This is a genomic window from Mesorhizobium sp. C395A (genome assembly GCF_030323205.1).
Lineage (GTDB): Bacteria > Pseudomonadota > Alphaproteobacteria > Rhizobiales > Rhizobiaceae > Mesorhizobium.
In genome coordinates, this window is sequence record NZ_CP100473.1 from 2,453,642 (window position 1) to 2,476,412 (window position 22,771).

Here is a 22,771-nt window from a genome sequence, read left to right on the forward strand (position 1 = left end):
CACCGCTTTGCTGGATCAGGAGGAGTTCGCGACATGGCCGGTTTCATCCATCTTTTCATTCCCGGACCGACCAACATCCCCGAACAGGTCCGGCAGGCGATGAACCTGCCGATGGAGGACATGCGTGCAGCATCCTTCCCCGATCTCACGCTGCCGCTGTTCGAAGACATCAAGACGGTGTTCAAGAACGAGACCGGCCGCGTCTTCATCTATCCCTCCTCCGGCACCGGCGCCTGGGAAGCGGCGATGACCAATGTGCTCAGCCCCGGCGACCGCGTGCTGATGTCGCGCTTTGGACAGTTCTCGCATCTGTGGGTCGACATGGCCGAACGGCTCGGCTTCGAGGTCGATGTCATCGACTGCGAATGGGGAACCGGCGTGCCGCTCGAGCTCTATGCCGAGCGGCTCAGGGCCGACAAGGCGCACCGCATCAAGGCAGTCTTCTGCACGCAGAACGAGACCGCGACCGGCGTGACCAGCGACGTCGCCGGCTGCCGCGCCGCGCTCGATGACGCCAACCACCCTGCTTTGCTCTTCGTCGACGGCGTCTCGTCGATCGGCTCGATCGACTTTCGCCAGAAGGAATGGGGCGTCGATTGCGCGGTCAGCGGCTCGCAGAAGGGTTTCATGCTGCCCGCCGGCCTCGGTTTCCTCTCCGTCAGCAAGAAGGCGCTGGTGGCCTCGCGGAGCGCCACCCACCGCCGCTGTTTCTTCTCCTTCGAAGATATGATCCGCGCCAACGACGCCGGCTATTTCCCTTATACGCCGGCTACTCAGCTGCTGCGCGGCCTGCGCGCCTCGCTCGACCTGATCGCCGAGGAAGGGCTGGAAAACATCTTCGCCCGTCACCATCGCCTCGCCGAAGGCGTGCGCAAGGCGGTCGACGCCTGGGGCCTGAAGCTCTGCGCCAAGGCGCCGAAATGGCACTCCGATACGGTCAGCGCCATCCTGGTGCCGGACGGCGTCGACAGCGGCGATGTGGTCAAGCGCGCCTACCAGAAATACCAGACCGCGCTCGGCGGCGGCCTCAACAAGGTGATCGGCAAGGTCTTCCGCGTCGGCCATCTCGGCTGGCTGAACGAGGTGATGGTGCTGGCCTCGCTCTCGGCCGCCGAAATGGCGCTGCTCGACTGCGGCGTACGGCTGGCGCCCGGCTCCGGCGTCGGCGCCGCCATCCAGCACTTCCGCGCCTCGGCCGCCGTGCCGGTCGCCGAAGCCGCTTGAGGGGAGCCGACGATGAGCCACACCATCAACCATCTGAAAAAACTGCGGCTGCAGCGCAGCGAGCTGGCCGTTCCGGGCTCCAGCCCGGAGATGATCGACAAGGCCGCCAACAGCGCCGCCGACTTCATCTTCCTCGACATCGAGGATGCGGTCGCCCCACCCGACAAGGAACGCGCCCGCAGGAACATCATCCAGGCGCTGAACGACATCGACTGGCGCGCCAAGGGCAAGACCGTCTCGGTGCGCATCAACGGCCTCGACACGCACTACATGTACCGCGACGTGGTTGACGTCATGGAGCAGGCCGGTGACCGGCTGGACACCATTTTGGTGCCGAAGGTCGGCGTGCCGGCCGACCTCTACATGGTCGAGGCCATGGTCAACCAGATCGAGATGGCAAAGGGTTTCAGGACCCGCGTCGGCCTCGAAGCGCTGATCGAGACCGCGCTCGGCATGGCCAATGTCGAGGCGATTGCCGCGACACCCGGCCGGCTGGAAGCAATGCATTTCGGCGTCGCCGACTATGCGGCAAGCTGCAAGGCGCGCACGGTCAACATTGGCGGCCTCAACCCCGACTATCCCGGCGATCAGTGGCATTTCGCTCTGTCGCGCATGACCGTCGCCTGCCGCGCCTATGGCTTGCGCGCCATTGACGGGCCGTTCGGCGACTTCTCCGATCCGGAGGGCTACATCGCTGGCGCCAGGCGCGCGGCGGCGCTGGGCATCGAAGGCAAGTGGGCGATCCACCCCTCGCAGATCGCGCTTGCCAACGACGTCTTCTCTCCACCGGAAAAAGAGGTCACCCGCGCCCGGCGCATCCTCGAAGTGCTGAAGGAGGCGGAGGCACAGGGCAAGGGCGCGGCCGCCCTCGACGGCAAGATGATCGACGCCGCGTCGGAACGCATGGCGCGCAATGTTCTGGTGGTCAACGAGGCAATCGAACGCGCCGGTCAATTCTCTAGTGAGCCGCGCGTCGCCACGCATTGACCGTTCAGGGAGGACAAAATGGACATCCACGAATATCAGGCCAAGGAACTGCTGGCACGCCACGGCGTGCATGTGCCGCGCGGCGGGCTGGCCTACAGCCCCGAGCAGGCAACCTACAGGGCGCGCGAGATCGGCGGCAGCAAATGGGTGCTGAAGGCGCAGGTGCATTCCGGCGCCCGCGGCAAGGCCGGCGGCATCAAGCTATGCGCCAATGACGAGGAAATCTCCGACGCCGCCGAAGCCATGCTCGGCCGCAAGCTGGTGACACAGCAGACCGGCCCGCGCGGCAAGCTGATTTCGCGCCTCTATCTCGAGGAAGCCGTCGACATAGCGCAGGAGCTCTATGTCGGCTTCGTCCTCGACCGCAAGGAAGAGCGCGTCATGATCGTGGCTTCGGCTGCCGGCGGCATGGAGATCGAGGACATCGTCGAAAAGGCGCCGAACTCCATCCTGCGCACATCGGTCGATCCCGGCGTCGGCATGCAGCGTTTCCAGGCGCGCGAAATCGCCTTCGGGCTCGGCCTCGACCACAATCTGATCGGCAAGGCGACCGAGACCATCTTCAGCTGCTACCGGGTGTTCCGCGACTACGACGCCTCGATGCTGGAGATCAATCCGCTGGTGGTGACCCGCGACGGCAATCTGATCGCGCTCGACGCCAAGATGTCGTTCGACGAGAACGCGCTGTTCCGACGGCCGGAAATCTCCGAGCTGCGCGACAAGAGCCAGGAAGATCCGCGCGAAACCTTCGCCAGCGACCGTGGCCTCTCGTATGTCGGCCTCGACGGCAATATCGGCTGCATCATCAATGGCGCCGGCCTCGCCATGGCGACCATGGACATGATCAAGATCGCCGGCGGCGAACCGGCCAACTTCCTCGATATCGGTGGCGGCGCCTCGCCCGAGCGGGTGGCGAAATCCTTCCGCGCCGTGCTCGGCGACAAGAATGTCGAGACCATCCTGGTCAACATCTTCGCCGGCATCAACCGCTGCGACTGGGTCGCCGAAGGCATCATCAAGGCAATACGCGAGGTCGGCGTCAACGTGCCGCTGGTGGTCCGTCTCTCCGGCACCAGGGCCGAGGAAGGCCGCCGCATCCTGGCTGATTCCGGCGAGGCGGTGATCGTCGCCGACACGTTGGCCGAAGCCGCCGAAAAGGCCGTCGCCGCATGGCGCGCGGCCATCAAGAAAAAAGCAGCCTAGAGCCGGATGATTTCAGGTCGAATCGACCTGAAATCTGAATCCGTCTCTAAAATCAAACAGATGGAGCATGATGTCGTCCGAAAACCGCTTCACACTTTTCGGCATCATGCTCTAGGGAGGTCGAGAAAATGGCAATCCTGCTCAACCGCAGCACCCGCGTCATCGTCCAGGGGTTCACCGGCAAGATCGGCAGCTTCCATGCCGAGGACATGAAGCGCTACGGCACCAAGCTGGTCGGCGGCGTCACCCCCGGCAAAGGCGGCCAGAAGCATCTCGGCCTGCCTGTCTTCAACACGGTCAAGGGCGCGGTGCGCGAGACCCGCGCGGAGGCCAGCATCGTCTTCGTGCCGCCGCCATTTGCCGCCGATTCCATCATGGAAGCGGCCGACGCCGGCATAAAACTCTGCGTCTGCATCACCGAAGGCATCCCGTCGCAGGACATGATGCAGGTCAAGCGCTACATGCTGCGCTACCGCTACGAGGACCGCATGCGGCTGATCGGCCCGAACTGCGCCGGCGTCATCACGCCCGGACAGGCGCTGATGGGCATCATGCCCGGCAGCATCTATCTGCCTGGCCGCGTCGGCATTGTCGGCCGCTCCGGAACGCTCGGCTACGAGGCGGCGTCGCAGATGAAGTCGCTCGGCATCGGCGTCTCGACCAGCGTCGGCATTGGCGGCGACCCGATCAACGGCTCGTCCTTCAAGGACATGCTGAAACTGTTCGAACAGGATGACGACACCGACGCGGTGGTGATGATCGGCGAGATCGGCGGACCGCAGGAAGCCGAAGCCGCGATCTGGGCGCGCGATAATATGCGCAAGCCCCTGATCGCCTACATCGCCGGCCTCTCCGCCCCCAAAGGCCGCCGCATGGGCCACGCCGGCGCCATCATCTCGGCCTTCGGCGAGTCGGCGCAGGAAAAGGTCGAAATCCTGAAGGAGGCCGGTGTGATCATCGTGCCGACGCCGTCCTCGTTTGGTGAGGTGGTCGCCGATACGCTGTCACGTATGAAGAAGGCCGCCTGAACAGCGGCCTTCGCGTTCGACCGCGCCTCATGCCGCCTTGTCGGCTGCCGGCTTCGCGACCTTGGTGCGGGTGGCGCTGCGGCGGCCGTCGACGCTGACCGGAATGTCGCCGTCGACCGTGGCGCGACGGACCACCCGGTGCTGGTCGCCGTAATCGTTGACGGCGTAGTGCTGCGTCGCGCGGTTATCCCAGATCGCCACATCGCCGGCCTTCCAGCGCCAGCGCACGGTGTTCTCCGGCGCCGTGACATAGGACTGGAACACCTCGTAGAGCTTCGCCGAATCGCTTTTGGAAAGACCGATCAGCCGTTGCACGAAATTGCCGAGCAGCAGCGAGCGCTCGCCTGTTTCGGGATGGACGCGGACAACGGGATGCTCGGTCTCGTAGATCGTCGAGGTGAAGATTTCCTCGAAGTGCTTCTTTTCCGCGGCGCTCGCACGCGGCCGCACCGCGGCGTAATCGTAGGCGTTGCTGTGCACCGCCCAGAGATTGTCGGCCAGCAGCTTCAACGGCTCGGGCAGGTCCTGATAGGCGGCCGCGGTGTTCGACCAGATGGTGTCGCCGCCGGCCGGCGGTATGACGACGCCGCGAAGAACGGAGAATTTCGGATAGGCGTCGACGAAGGTGACATCGGTATGCCATTGGTCGGCGCGACCGCCGCCACGGCTGGAATCGAGTTCGAGAATGGACGCCGTTCCCTTGACGGGACCTTGGGTCGGATGCGGGACGAGGTCGCCGAGACGCTGGGCAAAGCGCTCCTGCTCGGCATCGTCGAGATGCGCCTGGTCGCGGAAGAACACCACCTTGTGCCGCAACAGGATCTGGTTGATCGCCGCGACCGTCTGCTGCGGCAGGTCGCCGGAGAGCCGAATGTTCCTGATCTCTGCGCCGACGCGTCCGGTAAGCGGGACAATATCGGCATCCGGGATGATCTGCTCTACGGGGGTAAGTCTGGTCATGGGAACCTCTTCCTCTAAAGCCGCGGGCTGGTGGCAATGCTCCGCCGTCTGCCGGCCGCATAGCGATCGGCGGAGCAACTCCCTCATCGGGAGCCGACTTGCTTGGCAACGAGAGCACTGATCTCAACTCAGGAGGCGAAGGCCGCCAAGGCTTGCGAGCAGTACCGAGATCCCATTCAAAGCGTAATTCTACAAATTCCATAGACATTTCTTTTCAAAGTTCGGCGGCCCTGAGAAAAATGCCTTCTGTCCAATTCGTTCGTGAGCGGCAGGCGGTGGAGCGCTGCGCGACGCGGCCCGCACCAGTAGTGACGCTGTCGTATCCCCTTCGATATTGGAGATGGCGGGTGAATTGCATGCCTGATATTGATGGCTTCCACGCATCACGCAGGCGCCGAGATGACAGACTCCGATAAGGCTGACGCTGTCGAGCAATTGCTCGATACGCCTGACCTCGCCACCGCGCTGGAAAGCGACCAGTTCAAGAAATTTCTCGACCAGATGCCGATCGCGATCGCCGTCTCGGAATTGATCGCGAAGGAACGTGTCGTCTACGCCAATCCCGAATTCGAGAAGCTCTCGGACCTCAAGGCGCCGAAGCTTGCGCGGGAAAACTGGGCGGCCCTTTCCGGCAGGGGGCTTCATCGGCAGAAGGACAGGCCGCTCGCCGAGGCTGTCGTTGAAGACACCGATTTCGTCGGCACGTTTCGCCTCGAGCGCGGCGAGGACAAGCCGGCAATCGTCGACGTTTATTCCAACGTTATCGAGGACGACAACGGCAAGCTCTGCTTCCGGCTGGTGGCGCTTGTCGACGTCACGGCACACGGTGAGACCGAGGACGCGCGACCCGCGGAGGAGCTCATCCGGGAGAAGGACACCCTGTTGCGCGAACTGCAGCATCGGGTGAAAAACAATCTGCAGATGATCACCGCTTTGATCCGGATGGAAACCCGCAACGCCACCGAACCGGACCAGAAGCGTTTCGAAAGGCTTGCCGGCCGGGTAGACGCATTGGCAATCCTCTACCAGACATTGTCGGCTGACCAGCAGAAGGATGAGGTGGATCTTGGCGTGTACCTTAGCCAGATCGCGTCCGCCGTCATGGCGTCGCACGCAGTCGAAGGTATCCGCCTCGACCTTAAGGTGGATACCTATCCGGTATCCATCAACGTTGCCATGCCGACAGGCCTGGTCGTCAATGAGTTGCTGACCAACGCTCTCAAACATGCATTCGTCGGGCGCGATGGCGGCACGATCACGCTGCACAGCGTCGTCAGCGGCGATGGTTGCCGGGTGACTGTCGCCGATGATGGGATCGGTCTGCCGACGGGTGAGACCTGGCCCAGGCCCGGCAAGCTCGGCTCCTTGATCGCGCGGTCGCTGACCGAAAATGCCAAGGCGCAATTCGACGTCAAGTCGAGTGCCGGCGAGGGAACCAGGGTCACCATCGTCTTCAAGCGATCGGCGGCGACGGACTGAGGCTATGCAACGGCGCGCCGGCAAATCCCGGCCGGACAGGTGCTTCGGGCGCTCGCGGGTGTGGCCTTAAGTCGCAAACGATTTGGCTGCAGAAGCGGGGCGCCGGGCTTCTTTGACGGTGCTATCAGCACCATATGTGGTCCACAGCCCTCCAAAACGAGAGAAGCTCGCTCCGACCGGTCGCATCGCGGCCGTCAGCCGGCAATGGCTATGAACCAGGAAACTGAAAACCATCATGCGTGAAAATATCAGACCAGCGTCGAGAGACGTCCCCCTCATTCAGCTAGGCCTGCACCAGTGCCGCTTCCCGGTGAGCGAAGACCGGTCGGTACCCGGTGGTTACCGGTTTTGTGCCGGGCCGACGTCGCCGGATCGCGTCTACTGCGATCACCACCACACCGTCGTGACGGCCGTTGACCCTCGTCGAGCCCGTCCGGGTCTCCATTTCCCGCAACGACGCGCCGCTTAGGTCAATCACATCCCCTGCCCCGCCACCGGCAAAGCCGGGGACTCAGGTGCAGGAGGCTGGCCGGTGCGAGCCAAGCGGCGTTCGCGTGCGGCTCTGCGACCTCTTGTTGCAACTCTGCTGCGGCCGGTTCAAGCGCCAAAGGCGATGATTTGGCGTCGACGGCCTGAGAAGCCGCAATGATTTCAATGGCCGAAAAATTATGGTGCGGTCGAGAAGACTCGAACTTCCACGGGTTGCCCCACAGCGACCTCAACGCTGCGCGTCTACCAATTCCGCCACGACCGCCCGTGGTAGGAGCCGGAACGAACCGGCTCGCGGCGTGTAGCAAATCGTTTCCTGCGAAACAAGGGCGCGGCGCGCAATAATCGCCGCGAATTGGCATATCGGCCTCTACAGCGCCGCGCGTCCTGTGGGACGCGCAAAGGACGCTGCAGCACTTTGATTTGGCGCATGATCCTTTCCGAAGATCGTTCCTATCTTCGGGGTCGTGCGCGAAGGCCGAAATGCGTGGCGAACTGGACGTTTCAGCCGGATACCGCCATATGAAGGGCAAATGCATTTGGCCCCAGAGCGCAAGGCGGTTTCGCCAAGCCGGCGTGCATCACGCGAAAAACGAAAAAGCCATGACCGAACGCAGCCAGATCGCCACGTCGTTCCTGCCCTTGCCGGGTTCGGCGCCGGTCGAATGGCGCATCGAGCCCGGCCTGACCGGCTACACCGATGCGCTGGCCCTGATGGAAGCGCGCGCCGAGGCGATCCGCGCGGGTGCAGCCGCCGAGATGGTCTGGCTGGTCGAGCATCCGCCGCTTTACACCGCCGGGACCAGCGCCCGCATCGAGGACCTGATCGACCCCGACCGTTTCCCGGTCTTTGCCGCGGGGCGCGGCGGCGAATACACCTATCACGGGCCGGGGCAGCGGGTTGCCTATGTCATGCTTGACCTGAAGCGCCGGCGCGAGGATGTGCGCGCCTTCGTCGCCGCGCTCGAGCAGTGGATCATCGGCACGCTTGCCACCTTCAATGTGCGCGGCGAACGCCGCGAGGACCGCGTCGGAGTCTGGGTGGTGCGGCCCGAGCGCCCGTCCCTGCCCGACGGCTCGCCGGCTGAAGACAAGATCGCGGCCATCGGCATCCGGCTGCGGCGCTGGGTGAGCTTTCATGGCATTGCCGTCAATGTCGAGCCGGATCTCAGCCATTTCAGCGGCATCGTGCCATGCGGCGTGCCGGATCACGGCGTCACCAGCCTCGTCGACCTCGGCCTGCCCGTGACCATGGGCGATTTCGACCTGGCGCTGAAATCCGCCTTCGAGGATGTTTTCGGGGCAGCGAAGTCAACTTCTGCAGAACCGGCTCGCAAGGCCGGCTGAGTCTCGCCTCGACCAACGCTCAAAGCAACCGCGCCGAGGCCCACAACAGCCCGAAACCGTGAATGGCGAAGACGGCCAGCAGCGCGCCGGCCATGGCGAAACGATCGAAGATGCGGATCGGCTTCAATTCGTGGCGCGGTTTTACCCCGCTACCCACTGTCATCAGGCTGAGGATGGCAAAGACGGCGCCCGCCACCAGCAGAAAGCTTTGGGAAAAGCCGGCCAGCCAGCCAAGCCACAGCAAGGCCGAGAGCAGGGAAAACGAGGCGAGCGCCAGGGCGACCGGCCCCGGGCAGATCTGGCGCAGCACCTGGCCGCCGTCGAATTTCCACACCGGCACCAGATTGGCGATGTTGAACAGCGCGGCAAAGCCGGCAAGCGTCGCCAGAAGGGCCGCGGCGAGCCGATGTCCCTCGCCGGACGCGAGCCCGCTGGCGACGATCAGCAGCGGAACCAGGAACGCGGAAAAGCCGGCGCCCATCAGCGCCACGAAGGCGACCTCGAAGCGGCTGTCATAAGGCCGGCCACCAATGGCGATGCCGCCGAGCAGCGGGATAAAGATCATCCGCGCCTTGCGATGACCGGTCAGCCGGAAGGCCGCCATGTGGCCGAGCTCATGCAGGGCGACCACCGAGGTCAGGATCGCGGCCAGCGCCAGGCCGCCAAGATTGAGCCCGAAGAACGGCCAAAGGATGAAAGCCGACAGAACGGCGAAACCGACCTGGCTCAGCGGATGCTCGAACCAGCCGCCCTTGCGATACTGTCCGGTCCTCGCCCAGATCTCCAGCTTGCCGAGCTCGCGGCGCATGGCGAAGTAGCGGAACACCAGGAAGGCGACGCCGCGATAGCGATCGGTCTGACTGAGCGTCACCCGCGTGCCGGCACCTTCCGAGGTGAGTTCGGTGGTCTCATAAAAATCCTTCCAGAACGACGCGTCGAGCGCGGTATCCTCGATGACCCGCATCGAAAAACGACTGCCTTCGACGACGTCCTCGAAGCGCGACCTGCGCTCGATCGGCTGGCCGTCCCGGCCTTCCCACGACAGCAGGATGCGGGCCGTGCCCTGCCCGTCCAGCGGCTGGGCCGAGAGTATCTCGCCGGACCAGCCGGCATCGCTGCCGAGCGGCCACAGCGCCTGCCAGAGGCGCTGCCGGTCCATTGCGACCACGCGGCTGAGCCTCACCGTGCGCAAACCGAGCGGCGCGGTCATCAAAAGGAAAATCAATCCGAGATTACCGGCCACGAGAAGGGCCGTCACGATCGGCGACACCTGAGGTTTTGCTCCCTGTATTTGGCAGGGCACCCTAGCGGCACGGCGGCAAGAAAGGCTTAACGGCACAACGCCCCTCCTGCCCGCCTAAAACACTGCGGCGAACAGCAGTTGCATCACATGGCGCCGATCCAGACGGCCATGGAAACCAGAAACGCACTCATGCACACCAACGAAACGACGTCCTGAACAAGATCGCTCATAACTCTCTCCTGTTGTTGCTATGTTCGTATTTTGTTCTAACTTTGTTCGAAAGTCAATGAGCGGAAAGCGGCATGCCGACGAATCCTGACAGCCGGTTTGGGCAGGGTTAACGAAAGGTTGACGGGGTGACGGCAGTGCTGACGCAGGGCGCATCGCATGCCTTTGCGATCGGGACACGCACCAATCACTTCGTGATCCTAGGGCGGAGCAAGGAGCGCAGCGACGCGGCGCAGACCCTAGGATGAGGAAGTTGGGGCCTACAACGGAACGACCTTGCCATCCGCCAACGTCACCCGGCGGTCCATGCGCGAGGCGAGTTCGTGATTGTGGGTCGCGATCAGCGCGGCAAGGCCGGACTGCTTGACCAGCGCGCCAAGCGCCTCGAAGACATAGGACGCGGTGACCGGGTCGAGATTGCCGGTCGGCTCGTCGGCCAAAAGCAGCAAGGGCGCATTGGCGACGGCACGGGCGATGGCGACGCGCTGCTGTTCGCCGCCGGACAGCTCCGACGGACGGTGCGACGCGCGCTTGCCGATCTGCATATAGTCGAGCAGCTGTGCTGCGCGCTCCGACGACTCCTTGCGCGAAAGCCCTTTGATCAGCTGCGGCATCATGATGTTTTCGAGCGCCGAAAACTCCGGCAGCAGATGATGGAACTGATAGACGAAGCCGACATCGTTGCGGCGGATTGCCGTGCGTTCGTCGTCGGAGAGCCGTCCGCAGGCGCGGCCGGCCAGAATGACGTCGCCGGCGTCGGGGCGCTCGAGCAGGCCCGCCGTGTGCAGCAGCGTCGACTTGCCGGTGCCCGACGGCGCCACCAGCGCCACCATCTCGCCGCGCTTCAGCGAAAAGTCGGCGCCGTTCAAAATGGTGAGCTTGCGCGGCCCCTGGACATAGTGCCGCTCGACGCTCTTCAGCTCGATAATGATCTCGGACTTCATTCGTATCTCAAGGCCTCGACCGGATCGAGCCGTGCGGCGCGCCATGCCGGAAACACTGTTGCCAGGAAGGACAGGCCGAGCGCCATCAGGATGACATAGGTGGTCTCGCGTGGGTCCATCTTTGCCGGCAGTTGGCTGAGGAAATAGAGTTCCGGATTGAACAGCACCTTGCCGGTCATCCAGGAGAAGAACTGGCGGATCGATTCGATGTTGGTGCAGATGAGCACCCCGAGCAGCACGCCGGCGAGCGTGCCGGTTACGCCGATCGCAGCGCCCGTCATCAGGAAGATGCGCAGGATGGCGCCGCGCGAGGCGCCCATTGTGCGCAGGATGGCGATATCGTGGCCCTTGTCCTTCACCAGCATGATCAGGCCGGAGATGATGTTGAGCGCCGCCACCAGCACGATCAGCGTCAGGATCATGAACATGACGTTGCGCTCGACCTGCAGCGCCGAAAAGAAGGTCTCGTTGCGCTGGCGCCAGTCGACCATATCGATCGGCCGCTGCGCCGCCTCATCGACCAGCGGTTTCAGCGCATCGACATTATCGGGGTTGTCGACATAGATCTCGATCGTCTGCGCCCTGCCGTCCATGTTGAAATAGAGCTGCGCTTCGGAAAACGGCATGTAGACGATGGAGCTGTCATACTCCGACATGCCGACCTCGAAGATCGCCGCCACCTTGTAGCCCTTCAGTCGCGGCGTCGTGCCCATCGGCGTCACATCGCCGTCCGGCGAGATCAGCGTGATGGTGTCGCCGAGCACAAGGCCGAGATTCTCCGCCATGCGCTTGCCGATAGCGACGCCCTCGCCGGAGTCGAAGCCGTCAAGCGTGCCTTGCTTGACGTTTTGGGCGACGATGGCGATCTTGCCGAGGTCTTCGGCCCTGATACCGCGCACCAGCGCGCCCATGCCGCCGCCGACATTGCCCTGCGCCAGCACCTGGCCGTCGATCAGCGGGATCGCGTATTTGACGCCGGCCACGCCGTTGATGCGGGCTGCGACCTGCGCATAATCCTCAAGCGGCGAATCCAGCGGCTGCACGATCAGATGGCCGTTGACGCCGAGGATGCGGGTCAGAAGTTCGGCTCGAAACCCGTTCATGACAGCCATGACGACGATCAGCGTGGCGACGCCCAGCATTATGCCTAGGAAGGAGATCGAGGCGATGACCGAGATCACCGTCTCCTTGCGGCGCGACCGCAAATAACGCCAGGCGACCATGCGTTCGAACATGGAGAACGGGCCGGCGACCGGAGACTTGGTGACCGGAGACTTGGCGACCGGAGACTTGCCAACCGGAGACTGGGCTACCGAAGACTTCGCTGCCGCGGCTTCGCTCATGCGGTTGCACCGAAGCGTTTCCTGGCCTCCGCGACCGGCAGCGTCTCGCGCTCGCCGGTCCGGCGGTTCTTGATCTCGATCTCGCCGGCGGCCACGCCGCGCGGCCCGACGATCACCTGCCAGGGCAGGCCGATCAGGTCCGCGGTGGCGAACTTGCCGCCCGGCCGCTGGTCGGTGTCGTCGTAAAGCACATCCTTGCCGGCGCTGGTGAAGGCGGCGTAGAGCTCGCCGCAGACGCGGTCGCACTCGGCGTCGCCGGCCTTCATGTTGATCAGGCCGATGTCGAACGGCGTCACCGCTTCCGGCCAGATGATGCCGTTATCGTCATGGCTGGCCTCGATGATCGCCGCCACCAGCCGCGACGGACCGATACCGTAGGAGCCGCCGGAAACGAAATGATCCTTGCCGTCGGGCCCGGTCACCTTGGCGCCCATGGGCTTGGAATATTTGTCGCCGAAATGGAAGATGTGGCCGACCTCGATGCCGCGTGCCGAGACCCGGTCGGCTTCGCCAAGCTTGTCCCAGGCCGCCTCGTCATGCATCTCGTCGGTGGCGGCGTAAGGCGTCGTCCACGTCTTGACGATGTCGGCGATCTCGCCGTCATTGCCGAAGTCGGTTTTCTCGCCGGGCACCTGCAGCGACAGATATTCGCGGTCGCAATAGACCTGGCTCTCGCCGGTGTCGGCCAGGATGATGAATTCATGGCTGAGATCGCCGCCGATCGGCCCGGTGTCGGCCCGCATCGGAATGGCCTGCAGCCCCATGCGCGTGAACGTCCTGAGATAGGATACGAACATGCGGTTATAGGCGGCCTTCGCGCCCTCGAAATCGAGGTCGAAGGAATAGGCATCCTTCATCAGGAATTCGCGCGAGCGCATGACGCCGAAGCGCGGCCGCACCTCGTCGCGGAACTTCCACTGGATGTGGTAGAGGTTTAGCGGCAAGTCCTTGTAGGACTTGACGTAGGCGCGCACGATCTCGGTGACCACTTCCTCATTGGTCGGACCGTAAAGCATGTCGCGGTCCTGCCGGTCCTTGATGCGCAGCATCTCCTTGCCGTAATCGTCATAGCGGCCGCTTTCGCGCCACAGATCGGCCGACTGGATGGTCGGCATCAGGATTTCCAGAGCGCCGGCGCGGTTCTGCTCCTCGCGGATGATGCGGCAGACCTTGTCCAGCACCAGCTTGCCCAGCGGCAGCCAGGAAAAGCTGCCCTGCCCCTGCTGGCGGATCATGCCGGCACGCAGCATCAGCCGGTGCGAGACGATCTCGGCCTCGCGCGGATTTTCTTTCAGGATGGGCAGGAAAAACTGCGACAAACGCATGGACAGGTCCGTGAGAGAGGAGGCTGCGCCGGAATCGGCGCGGCTGGCTTGCTTGCCCCGGCTTCATAGCTATTTCGTGACGGAATGGAAACCCGACCGGCCGCATCGGCCGGAAATCGCAAAAATCGATTCTTCTTCCAAAGACCTTCGCACCGAAAACGATAATGCTTTTGATACAAAATGATGACCTAACTCCGAAGTGCTCACACACGCTTTGCGCGTCCGGGCGACGCGGCACACCTGACCAGATTAAGGCGGCAGCCCCGGTGTTGTTCGTTTCGCAAGCAAAGCCTGCCGCACTATTGTGCACTGCAGCACAGATTGCCCAATTGCGGGCAAAATTCTGCGTGACAATTTCATCAGGGTTAGGCTAGTGTGCCCCGATAACCGAGAGGGTGGAGAAAAATCTGCTCTCCTACGCGGTCAAAGTCTTGGGAGGATGCGATCTAGGCGCGGTTACCCGCTGCCGCCGGAAACCGGAAAACAGATCGGAACGCGTTTAAATTGCAAGGCCTTGTGCCTTGCATTTTTTTTGCCCGATCATCTGGTTAGATCAACCTGTTCCCAAATCACGTGAGCTTGCGTCAGCCTGATACCCAGCCGTGATTCTAATGCGGGTGGGCCATGTCTGGCCGCCTATTGCGCATCGCAGGCTGGCGAGACAAAACCTGAGTTTGGCGCTTCGAAAACAGGCACGAACACCCCACCCGATCTGTCGGCGGGAAAGTGTTAGTTATCCGGTGTCTGGCTGGCTTCGGGGATGATGTGGGGGACTTCGTCGAGGCTGTAACCCAGCCCGTGCGTCAGGCTGTAGAAAACCCCCATGACGACAGCCGTGACGATGGTGGTGCGGATCACGGCGCGCAGCATATGCGGTCCGCGCGGCGCGCTCGCAACCGTGCCCAGCGTCACGTCCTGGTCGTCATCCTGCGTCTTGACGCTGAACGGCAGCACGATGAACAGCATCAGCCACCATGTGATGAAGAACAGCGCGGCAAACGAAATCCAGCTCATGCCTGCTCCAGTTCGACCAGCGTGCCGAAGAAATCCTTGGGATGCAGGAACAGCACCGGCTTGCCGTGAGCGCCGGTTTTGGGATTGCCGTCGCCCAGCACGCGGGCGCCGCTTGCTTTGAGGTGATCGCGCGCGGCAAGGATGTCGTCGACTTCGTAGCAGACATGATGCATGCCACCCGAGGGGTTCTTCGCCAGAAAGGCCGCGATCGGCGACCGTTCGCCCAGCGGCTCCAGGAGTTCGATCTTGGTGTTGCCGACATCGACGAACACCACCGTCACGCCATGCTCGGGCAAAGCCTGCGGCGCAGTCACCCGCGCGCCAAGTGTGTCGCGATAGGCCGCAATCGCCGCGGCCAGGTCCGGTACGGCAAGTGCTACATGGTTCAGGCGTCCCAGCATGAAGTGCTCCACAAGTTAAGGGAGTAGGGAATGGGCAGTAGGCAGTAGTGATACATCTGCATTTTTCTCCACTGCCTACCGCCTATTCCCTCACCTCGTCACAAACACCGTCACCAGCGGCTTCTTGCCCCAGGCCTCGTTGGCGGCGCCGCGCACGGCGCGGCGCACCGCTTCCTGCACCAGATCGAGGTCCTTGCGGCGCTGGCGAGGGATCGAGTCGACCGCGCCGACGGCCGCGTCGAGCATCAGATCTTCCATGTTTTCGCCACGGGCATCGGCCTCGGCGACGCCGATGGCGACCAGATCGGGATCGCCGGCGAGCTCATATTTATCGTCGAGCACGACATTGACCGCGACATGGCCGGCGAAGGATAGCTTGCGCCGGTCGCGTATGCCCATCGCCTGGTCGGTGCCGATCAGCCTGCCGTCCTTGTAGATGCGGCCGAACGGCACCTGGTCGATGATCGTGGCCGGACCCGGCGCCAGCCGCAGCATGTCGCCGTCGCGCACCTGCGCCACCTGGCCGATGCCGGAGGTCGACATCAGCGACCCCTGCGCCACCAGATGCGCGGCTTCGCCATGCACGGGAACGCCGATCTGCGGCCGCACCCACTCATACATCCTGCGCAATTCGCTGCGGCGGGGATGGCCGGAGACATGCACAAGCGCGTCGCCATCCTCGATGATCTTGATGCCGAGGTCGATGAGGCGGTTCTTGATCTCGAGGATCGCCTTCTCGTTGCCGGGAATGGTGCGTGAGGAAAACACCACCGTGTCGCCGGCCGTCAGCGACACCGATTTCATCTCGTCGCGCGACAGTTTTGCCAGTGCCGCCAGCGCCTCGCCCTGGCTGCCGGTGCAGATGATGACCAGGTTCTCGCGCGGGATGAAGCCGAAATCCTCCTCGGCGATGAACTCCGGCAGCCCGTCCATGTAACCGAGTTCGCCGGCGACATCGATGACCCGCTTCAGCGAGCGGCCGAGCACCAGGCACTGGCGGCCGGCATCGCGCGCCGCCTTGGCGATGGAGACGATGCGTCCGACATTGGAGGAGAAGGTGGTGACGGCGACACGGCCGACAGCGCTCTGGATGACGCCCCTGAGGCCTTCGCCCACCGCCACTTCCGACGGCGATTCGCCTTCGCGCAGCGCATTGGTGGAATCGCAGACCAGCGCCAGCACGCCCTTGTCGCCATAGGCGCGAAACCGCGCCTCGTCGGTTTTCGGACCGATCGTCGGTTCCGGATCGATCTTCCAGTCGCCGGTATGGATGACGGTGCCGGCCGGCGAGGTGATCGCCAGCGACATCGGCTCGGGGATCGAGTGCGCAACCGGAATGGCCTCGATCGAGAACGGGCCGACGGTGAATGTCTCGCCTGCCCGGTAGATCGTCACCGGAATTTTCTTCGGCGCGCCCTGCTCGCCCTGGCGCTTGGCGTCCAGCAGGCCGGCGCTGAACGGCGTCATCCACACCGGCGCCTTCAGCTTAGGCCAGATGTCGAGCAGCGCCCCGTAATGGTCTTCATGCGCGTGGGTGATGATGATGCCGCGCAGGCCGGCGAGGTTCTCCTCGATGAAGCGCGTATCGGGCAGGATCAGGTCGACGCCCGGATGCGCCGCATCGGGAAAGGTCACGCCGACATCGACGACGATCCACTCGCGCGCGCTAGGCGGCCCATAGCCGTAAAGGGCGAAGTTCATGCCGATCTCGCCGACGCCGCCGAGCGGCACGAAGACGAGTTCGGCGTTTTGCGCTTTCGCCATCAAATTTCCCTTCCCGGCCCTTGCGACCAGCCCTAAATCTTTGCCGACGCGACGGCGCCGAAATGCACGTCGCCGGCGGCTACCGTCACGACCGACCCCTCATCATCGCGGATCACGAAACGGCAGTCCGCGTCAATGGTCTCGAAGGTACCGCGCACCACATTCCCGTCAATCCTGACAGCAACCTCGCCGCCAAGCCCCGCCGCGCGCGCCAGCCAGCGACGCCGGATGGCGTCGAGCCCGCGTCCGTCGTCCCACAGCCGGGCATTGTCGGTCCAGGCATCGGACAGCGCCAAGAACAGCGTTTCGGCGTCGCATGTCGCGCCCAGTGCCTGAAGCGATGTCGCCGGATACGGCAAATCCGGCGGATGCGCCACCACATTGACGCCGATGCCCACCGCCACCGCGAAACGGCCGCCATCGAGAATGGCCGATTCCAGCAGGATGCCGGCCAGCTTGGCGCCGGAGGCCAGCACATCGTTCGGCCATTTCAGCTCGAAGCGGTTCTGCCCCTGGCTGGCGCCGTCGAGGCCGATAGCGATCCTGCCCTTCGGCACCACGGCGTCGAGCGCATCGGCCAGCGACAGGCCGGCGACGAAGCCCAGCGTCGCCGCCAGACGCAACTCACCGCCGGTGATGACCAGCAATGTCGCCGCCAGATTGCCCTCGGGCGATACCCAGGCCCTGCCGCGGCGGCCACGACCGCTTTCCTGCTTCTTGGAAACGACCCACAATTTGCCGGGATCGCCTGCCCTTGCATGGTCCAGCGCCAGCGTGTTGGTGGAACCCACACTGTCATGCGCCTCGAGCCGGAACCCTTCCGTCTCAGAGGTCGGAGCCAGCCGAAATGCCATCCGGTCAGAAAAATGTCTTGGCGGCGGCTTCGGCGTAGGTCGCGATCGGACCGCCGATCAGCACATAGAACAGCACGAAAGCGCCGGAGACACCAAGCACGAGGCGCAGCTCAACCGCCATCGGCACGAAGCCACCGGCCGGTTCGTCGAACCACATGATCTTGATGATACGCAGATAGTAGAAAGCGCCCACGACGGAGGCCAGCACGCCGATGATCGCCAGCGCATAGAGGTTGGCGTTGATGGCGGCGAGGAACACGTACCATTTCCCCAGAAGCCGGCGAGCGGCGGGATGCCGGCCAGCGAGAACATCAGGATGGTCAGGATCGTCGCCATGATCGGATTGGTCGACGACAGACCGGCGAGATCGCTGATCTGCTCGACATTGCCTTCCTTGCGCCGCATGGCGAGGATGAAGGCGAAGGTGCCGAGCGTCATGACGAGATAGATCAGCATGTAGATGGCGACGCCGCGCACGCCGGCCTGGCTGTTGGCGGCAAGGCCGACCAGCGCATACCCCATATGGCCGATCGAGGAGTACGCCATCAGCCGCTTGATGTTGGTCTGGCCGATCGCGGCAAAGGAGCCGAGCGCCATCGAGGCGATCGAGATGAAGACGATGATCTGCTGCCAGTCGGAAGCGATCGGCTTGAAGGCGCCCATGGTGACGCGCACGATCAGCGCCATTGCCGCCATTTTGGGAGCGGCCGCCAGGAAGGCGGTGACCGGCGTCGGCGCGCCCTCGTAAACATCGGGCGTCCACATGTGGAACGGCACCGCCGAAATCTTGAAGGCAAGGCCGGCCAAAACGAAGACCAGGCCGACGACGAGACCCAACTGGCGCTCGCCGCTGCCAAGCGCGGAGGCAATTTCCTGGAAGCCTACATTGCCGGTGTAGCCGTAAATGAGGCTGATGCCGTAAAGCAGCATGCCCGACGACAGCGCGCCCAGCACGAAATACTTCAAACCGGCCTCGGTCGAACGCAGATTGTCGCGGTTGATCGCCGCCAGCACGTAAATCGCCAGCGACTGCAGTTCGAGGCCGAGATAGAGCCCGATCATGCCGTTGGCCGAGATCATCAGCATCATACCGAGCGTGCAGAGCAGGATCAGCACCGGGTATTCGAACTTGTCGAAATGCTCCTGCCTGGCGAAGCGCATCGACATCACCAGCGTCACCGCCGAACCGATCAGCGACAGCACCTTCATGAAGCGGGAGAACGGATCCTGGATGAAGGCGTTGCCGTAGGCTGCGCCCTGCCCTGTGGGAAAGATCAGCCATAGGCCTGCGATCACCAGCACGGCGACGGCAAGGCCAGTCACCAGAATGGCAGTGTTGGCGCGCGAATAGGCGCCCACCATCAACAGCGCCAGCGCGCCGATGGCGAGGATTAGCTCCGGCGTCGAGAGCGAAAGACTGGAGTAAAGGTCCGGCGTCATGGTTCGCAAAACCTCTGGTCAGTTGGCCGCCGCGGTCTGCGCGGCGCCGATGGATGCGGTGACATTGGTGACGAGCGCCTTGACCGACTGGGCCGTGGCATCGAAGACGGGAGCGGGATAGACGCCGAAGAAGATGACCAGCACGACCAACGGGTAGATGATCGCCTTCTCGCGCGTCGACAGATCGAGCAGGCCCTTCAGGCTTTCCTTGGTCAGCGCGCCGAAGATCACCCGGCGGTAGAGCCAGAGCGCGTAGGCCGCCGACAGGATGACGCCGGTGGCGGCGAAGAACGCCACCCAGGTGTTGACCCGGAACACGCCGAGCATGGTCAGGAACTCGCCGACGAAGCCTGATGTGCCCGGCAAGCCGACATTGGCCATGGTGAAGATCAGGAACACCGTGGCGTATTTCGGCATGTTGTTGACCAAGCCGCCATAGGCGTCGATCTCGCGTGTGTGCATGCGGTCGTAAATGACGCCGACGCACAGGAACAGCGCGCCCGAGACGAGGCCGTGGCTCAGCATCTGGAAGATCGCGCCCTGCACGCCTTCCTGGTTCATGGCGAAGATGCCCATGGTGACGAAGCCCATATGGGCGACGGAGGAATAGGCGATCAGCTTCTTCATGTCCTCCTGCATCAGCGCCACCAGCGAGGTGTAGATGATGGCGACGACCGACAGCGTAAACACCAGCGGCGCGAACATTTCCGACGCTAGCGGGAACATCGGCAGGGAGAACCGCAGGAAGCCGTACCCACCCATTTTCAACAGTATGCCGGCCAGGATCACCGAGCCCGCCGTCGGCGCTTCGACGTGCGCATCGGGCAGCCAGGTGTGCACCGGCCACATCGGCATCTTCACCGCGAAGGAGGCGAAGAAGGCCAGAAATAGCCATGTCTGCATGTGGGCCGGGAAGTTGTGCGTCAACAGCGTCGGGATGTCGGTGGTGCCCGCCTGGAAGAACATCGCCATGATGGCGAGCAGCATCAGCACCGAGCCGGCCAACGTGTAGAGGAAGAACTTGAACGAGGCATAGACGCGGCGCTTGCCGCCCCAGACGCCGATGATGATGAACATCGGGATCAGGCCGGCCTCGAAGAAGACGTAGAACAGCACGATGTCGAGCGCGCAGAACACGCCGATCATCAGCGTTTCCAAGAGCAGGAAGGCAATCATGTAGGCCTTGACCCGCTTGTCGATCGCTTCCCACGACGCCAGGATGCAGAGCGGCATCAGGAACGTCGTCAGGATGACGAACAGCATCGAAATGCCGTCGACGCCCATATGGTAGGAGATGCCGGAATCCAACCAGGCAAACTTCTCGACGAACTGGAAGCCGGCCTGCGAATTGTCGAAGCCGGTCCAGATGAACAGGGAGATGATGAAGGTGGCCGCTGTCGTCGTGAACGCGATGGCGCGGATGTTGCGACGCGCATTCGGGCTGTCATCCCTGATGAACAGGATCAGCAGCACACCTACGAGCGGCAGGAAAGTGACCAGCGAGAGGATTGGCCAGGCGGTCATCAGAGCATCATCCAGGTGACGAGTGCGGCCACGCCGATCAGCATGGCGAAGGCATAGTGATAGAGATAGCCGGTCTGCAGCTTGACGACGCGGTCGGTTACATCGACGACGCGCGCCGAAATGCCGTCAGGACCGAGCCCGTCAATGATGGTGCCGTCGCCCGTCTTCCACAGGAACCTGCCCAGCGCCTTTGCCGGCCGCACGAACAGGACGTCGTAGAGTTCGTCAAAGTACCATTTGTTGAGCAGGAAGGCATAGAGCAGCCGATGGTTGGCGGCGACACTGCGGGGCAGTTCCGGCGAGCGGATGTAGAACTTCCAGGCGACGGCAAAGCCGATGACCATGGCGACGAACGGTGCCAGCTCGACCCACAGCGGCAATTCGTGGATATCGTGCAGGATGTGGTTGTCCGGCAGCGTGAACAACGATGCGTTCCAGAACTCGGCATAGCCCTCGCCGATGAAGGCGCCATGGAAGATAACACCGGCAAACAGCGCGCCCGCGGCCAGGATGAACAACGGCACCAGCATCACCGGCGGCGATTCATGGACATGGTGCATGACGTCGTGGCTCGCCCGCGGCTCGCCGTGGAAGGTCATGAAGATCAGCCGCCAGGAGTAGAACGAGGTGAAGCAGGCGGCGATGACCAGCAGGACGAAAGCGAGGCCGGCGACCGAATTGTGGCCGGCAAAGGCAGCCTCGATGATGGCATCCTTGGAGAAGAAGCCGGCGGTGCCGATGACGGTCAGCGGAATGCCGACGCCGGTCAGCGCCAGCGTGCCGATCACCATCATCCAGTAGGTCTTCGGAATGAGCTTCCGCAGGCCGCCCATCTTGCGCATGTCCTGCTCGTCGGAGACGGCATGGATGACCGAGCCGGAGCCCAGGAACAGCAGCGCCTTGAAGAAGGCGTGTGTGAACAGATGGAAGATCGCCGCGCCATAGGCGCCGACGCCGAGCGCCACGAACATGTAGCCGAGCTGCGAACAGGTTGAATAGGCGATGACGCGCTTGATGTCGTTCTGGACCAGGCCGACGGTCGCCGCGAAGAAGGCGGTGAAGGCGCCGATGAAGGTCACCACGGTCAGCGCCGAATGCGACAGTTCGAACAGCGGCGACAGCCGCGCCAGCATGAACACGCCGGCCGTCACCATGGTGGCGGCATGGATCAGTGCCGAGACCGGGGTCGGGCCTTCCATCGCGTCCGGCAGCCAGGTGTGCAGCGGCACCTGCGCCGACTTGCCCATCGCGCCCATGAACAGCAGCAGGCAGACGATGGTCATGGCCGCCTGCTTGTCCAGCGCATAGCCGAGGAAGGTCAGCACGGCGGCGCCTTGTGGTGCGCCTTCAGCCGGAATGAACGTCGCGGCATTGGCGAAGATGGTGCCGAGATTGACCGAGCCGAACAAAACGAAGACGCCGAAAATGCCGAGCGCAAAGCCGAAATCGCCGACGCGGTTGACGACGAAGGCCTTGATCGCAGCGGCATTGGCCGACGGCTTCTTGTACCAGAAGCCGATCAGCAAATAGGAGGCGAGACCCACCCCTTCCCAGCCGAAGAACATCTGCACCAGATTGTCGGCCGTCACCAGCATCAGCATGGCGAAGGTGAACAGCGACAGATAGGCAAAGAAGCGGGGCCGGTTCGGATCGTGGTGCATGTAGCCGATCGAATAGATGTGGACCAGCGCCGACACCGTGTTGACCACCACCAGCATGACCACCGTCAGCGTATCGATCCTGAGCGCCCAGGACGCGTCGAGCCCGCCGGATTGGATCCAGCGCAGTACCGGCACGGTGAACACCTCGCCCTCGCCGAAGCCGACGGAGAAGAAGGCGACCCAGGACAGCACGGCCGAGATCACCAGGAAGCCCGAGGTGATGTATTCCGATGCCTTGGCGCCCAGCGAATTGCCGAACAGACCGACGATCAGGAAGCCGAGCAGCGGAAGGAAGACGATCGCTTGATACATG

At 63.4% G+C, this 22,771-nt stretch carries 18 protein-coding genes, 1 tRNA gene and 1 pseudogene; 7 read left to right on the forward strand and 13 right to left on the reverse strand.

Annotated features, from left to right (window positions below; translation table 11 throughout):
* Positions 1-33: 33 nt before the first annotated feature.
* The 4 genes from NLY37_RS12155 to sucD all read left to right on the forward strand — a co-directional run bounded on the left by NLY37_RS12155 (position 34) and on the right by sucD (position 4,442).
* Positions 34-1,224, forward strand: coding sequence for an aminotransferase class V-fold PLP-dependent enzyme (locus NLY37_RS12155; RefSeq protein ID WP_023741624.1), 1,191 nt, complete (start codon positions 34-36; stop codon positions 1,222-1,224).
* Positions 1,225-1,236: 12 nt separating this feature from the next.
* Positions 1,237-2,211 carry an HpcH/HpaI aldolase/citrate lyase family protein gene (locus tag NLY37_RS12160; protein ID WP_023741625.1) on the forward strand — a complete coding sequence of 325 codons (975 nt, stop codon included), beginning with the start codon at positions 1,237-1,239 and terminating at the stop codon, positions 2,209-2,211.
* An 18-nt stretch (positions 2,212-2,229) separates the two neighbouring features.
* Positions 2,230-3,414, forward strand: coding sequence for a malate--CoA ligase subunit beta (locus tag NLY37_RS12165; RefSeq protein WP_023741626.1), 1,185 nt, complete (start codon positions 2,230-2,232; stop codon positions 3,412-3,414).
* A gap of 128 nt (positions 3,415-3,542) precedes the next feature.
* Positions 3,543-4,442 (forward strand): succinate--CoA ligase subunit alpha, encoded by a 900-nt coding sequence (gene sucD, locus NLY37_RS12170; protein WP_023741627.1) that lies wholly within the window; start codon positions 3,543-3,545, stop codon positions 4,440-4,442.
* Positions 4,443-4,469: 27 nt separating this feature from the next.
* Here sucD and NLY37_RS12175 read toward each other — a convergent pair whose 3' ends face one another.
* Complete coding sequence (locus NLY37_RS12175) at positions 4,470-5,402, reverse strand: TauD/TfdA dioxygenase family protein (protein ID WP_023685215.1); 933 nt, start codon at positions 5,400-5,402, stop codon at positions 4,470-4,472.
* Between the two features lie 399 nt (positions 5,403-5,801).
* Here NLY37_RS12175 and NLY37_RS12180 point away from each other — a divergent pair, with 399 nt between their 5' ends.
* Both NLY37_RS12180 and NLY37_RS30780 read left to right on the forward strand, forming a co-directional pair.
* Positions 5,802-6,881 (forward strand): sensor histidine kinase, encoded by a 1,080-nt coding sequence (locus tag NLY37_RS12180; RefSeq protein WP_023685214.1) that lies wholly within the window; start codon positions 5,802-5,804, stop codon positions 6,879-6,881.
* 235 nt (positions 6,882-7,116) lie between these two features.
* On the forward strand, positions 7,117-7,350 hold the full coding sequence (locus NLY37_RS30780) for a GcrA family cell cycle regulator (RefSeq protein WP_081726058.1): 234 nt from the start codon (positions 7,117-7,119) through the stop codon (positions 7,348-7,350).
* Positions 7,351-7,550: 200 nt separating this feature from the next.
* Here the strand turns inward: NLY37_RS30780 and NLY37_RS12185 are convergent.
* Positions 7,551-7,635 (reverse strand) — tRNA-Leu (locus NLY37_RS12185).
* Positions 7,636-7,973: 338 nt separating this feature from the next.
* Between NLY37_RS12185 and lipB the strand changes: the two genes are divergently transcribed.
* A complete protein-coding gene (gene lipB, locus NLY37_RS12190) occupies positions 7,974-8,717 on the forward strand; it encodes a lipoyl(octanoyl) transferase LipB (protein ID WP_023741628.1) in 744 nt (247 codons plus the stop codon).
* A 19-nt stretch (positions 8,718-8,736) separates the two neighbouring features.
* Here the strand turns inward: lipB and NLY37_RS12195 are convergent, their stop codons facing one another.
* From NLY37_RS12195 to nuoL, 11 genes and pseudogenes are all read right to left on the reverse strand, one after another.
* A complete protein-coding gene (locus tag NLY37_RS12195; RefSeq protein WP_023741629.1) occupies positions 8,737-9,987 on the reverse strand; it encodes a peptidase M50 in 1,251 nt (416 codons plus the stop codon).
* A 461-nt stretch (positions 9,988-10,448) separates the two neighbouring features.
* Positions 10,449-11,132, reverse strand: a complete 684-nt coding sequence (locus NLY37_RS12200) for an ABC transporter ATP-binding protein (protein WP_023690966.1) — start codon at positions 11,130-11,132, stop codon at positions 10,449-10,451.
* Complete coding sequence (locus NLY37_RS12205) at positions 11,129-12,367, reverse strand: lipoprotein-releasing ABC transporter permease subunit (protein WP_031246113.1); 1,239 nt, start codon at positions 12,365-12,367, stop codon at positions 11,129-11,131. The genes NLY37_RS12200 and NLY37_RS12205 overlap by 4 nt, the downstream gene beginning before the upstream one ends.
* 104 nt (positions 12,368-12,471) lie before the next feature.
* A complete protein-coding gene (proS, locus tag NLY37_RS12210; RefSeq protein WP_023670802.1) occupies positions 12,472-13,800 on the reverse strand; it encodes a proline--tRNA ligase in 1,329 nt (442 codons plus the stop codon).
* Positions 13,801-14,529: 729 nt separating this feature from the next.
* Positions 14,530-14,814, reverse strand: coding sequence for a DUF1467 family protein (locus NLY37_RS12215; protein ID WP_023741631.1), 285 nt, complete (start codon positions 14,812-14,814; stop codon positions 14,530-14,532).
* Entirely contained in the window at positions 14,811-15,215 is a 405-nt protein-coding gene (gene mce / locus NLY37_RS12220) for a methylmalonyl-CoA epimerase (RefSeq protein WP_023690961.1), read from the reverse strand. The genes NLY37_RS12215 and mce overlap by 4 nt, the downstream gene beginning before the upstream one ends.
* A 90-nt stretch (positions 15,216-15,305) precedes the next feature.
* The gene (locus tag NLY37_RS12225) at positions 15,306-16,979 is read right to left on the reverse strand and encodes a ribonuclease J (protein ID WP_023690300.1); all 1,674 of its coding nucleotides are present in this window, start codon (positions 16,977-16,979) and stop codon (positions 15,306-15,308) included.
* 32 nt (positions 16,980-17,011) lie between these two features.
* Positions 17,012-17,833 (reverse strand): biotin--[acetyl-CoA-carboxylase] ligase, encoded by an 822-nt coding sequence (locus NLY37_RS12230; RefSeq protein ID WP_023670806.1) that lies wholly within the window; start codon positions 17,831-17,833, stop codon positions 17,012-17,014.
* Positions 17,834-17,837: 4 nt separating this feature from the next.
* A pseudogene (nuoN, locus tag NLY37_RS12235) lies at positions 17,838-19,273 on the reverse strand (NADH-quinone oxidoreductase subunit NuoN).
* Between the two features lie 18 nt (positions 19,274-19,291).
* Entirely contained in the window at positions 19,292-20,797 is a 1,506-nt protein-coding gene (locus tag NLY37_RS12240) for an NADH-quinone oxidoreductase subunit M (RefSeq protein WP_023670808.1), read from the reverse strand.
* A complete protein-coding gene (nuoL, locus tag NLY37_RS12245) occupies positions 20,797-22,770 on the reverse strand; it encodes an NADH-quinone oxidoreductase subunit L (protein ID WP_023741633.1) in 1,974 nt (657 codons plus the stop codon). Before nuoL ends, NLY37_RS12240 begins: the two co-directional genes overlap by 1 nt.
* Position 22,771 lies beyond the last annotated feature (1 nt).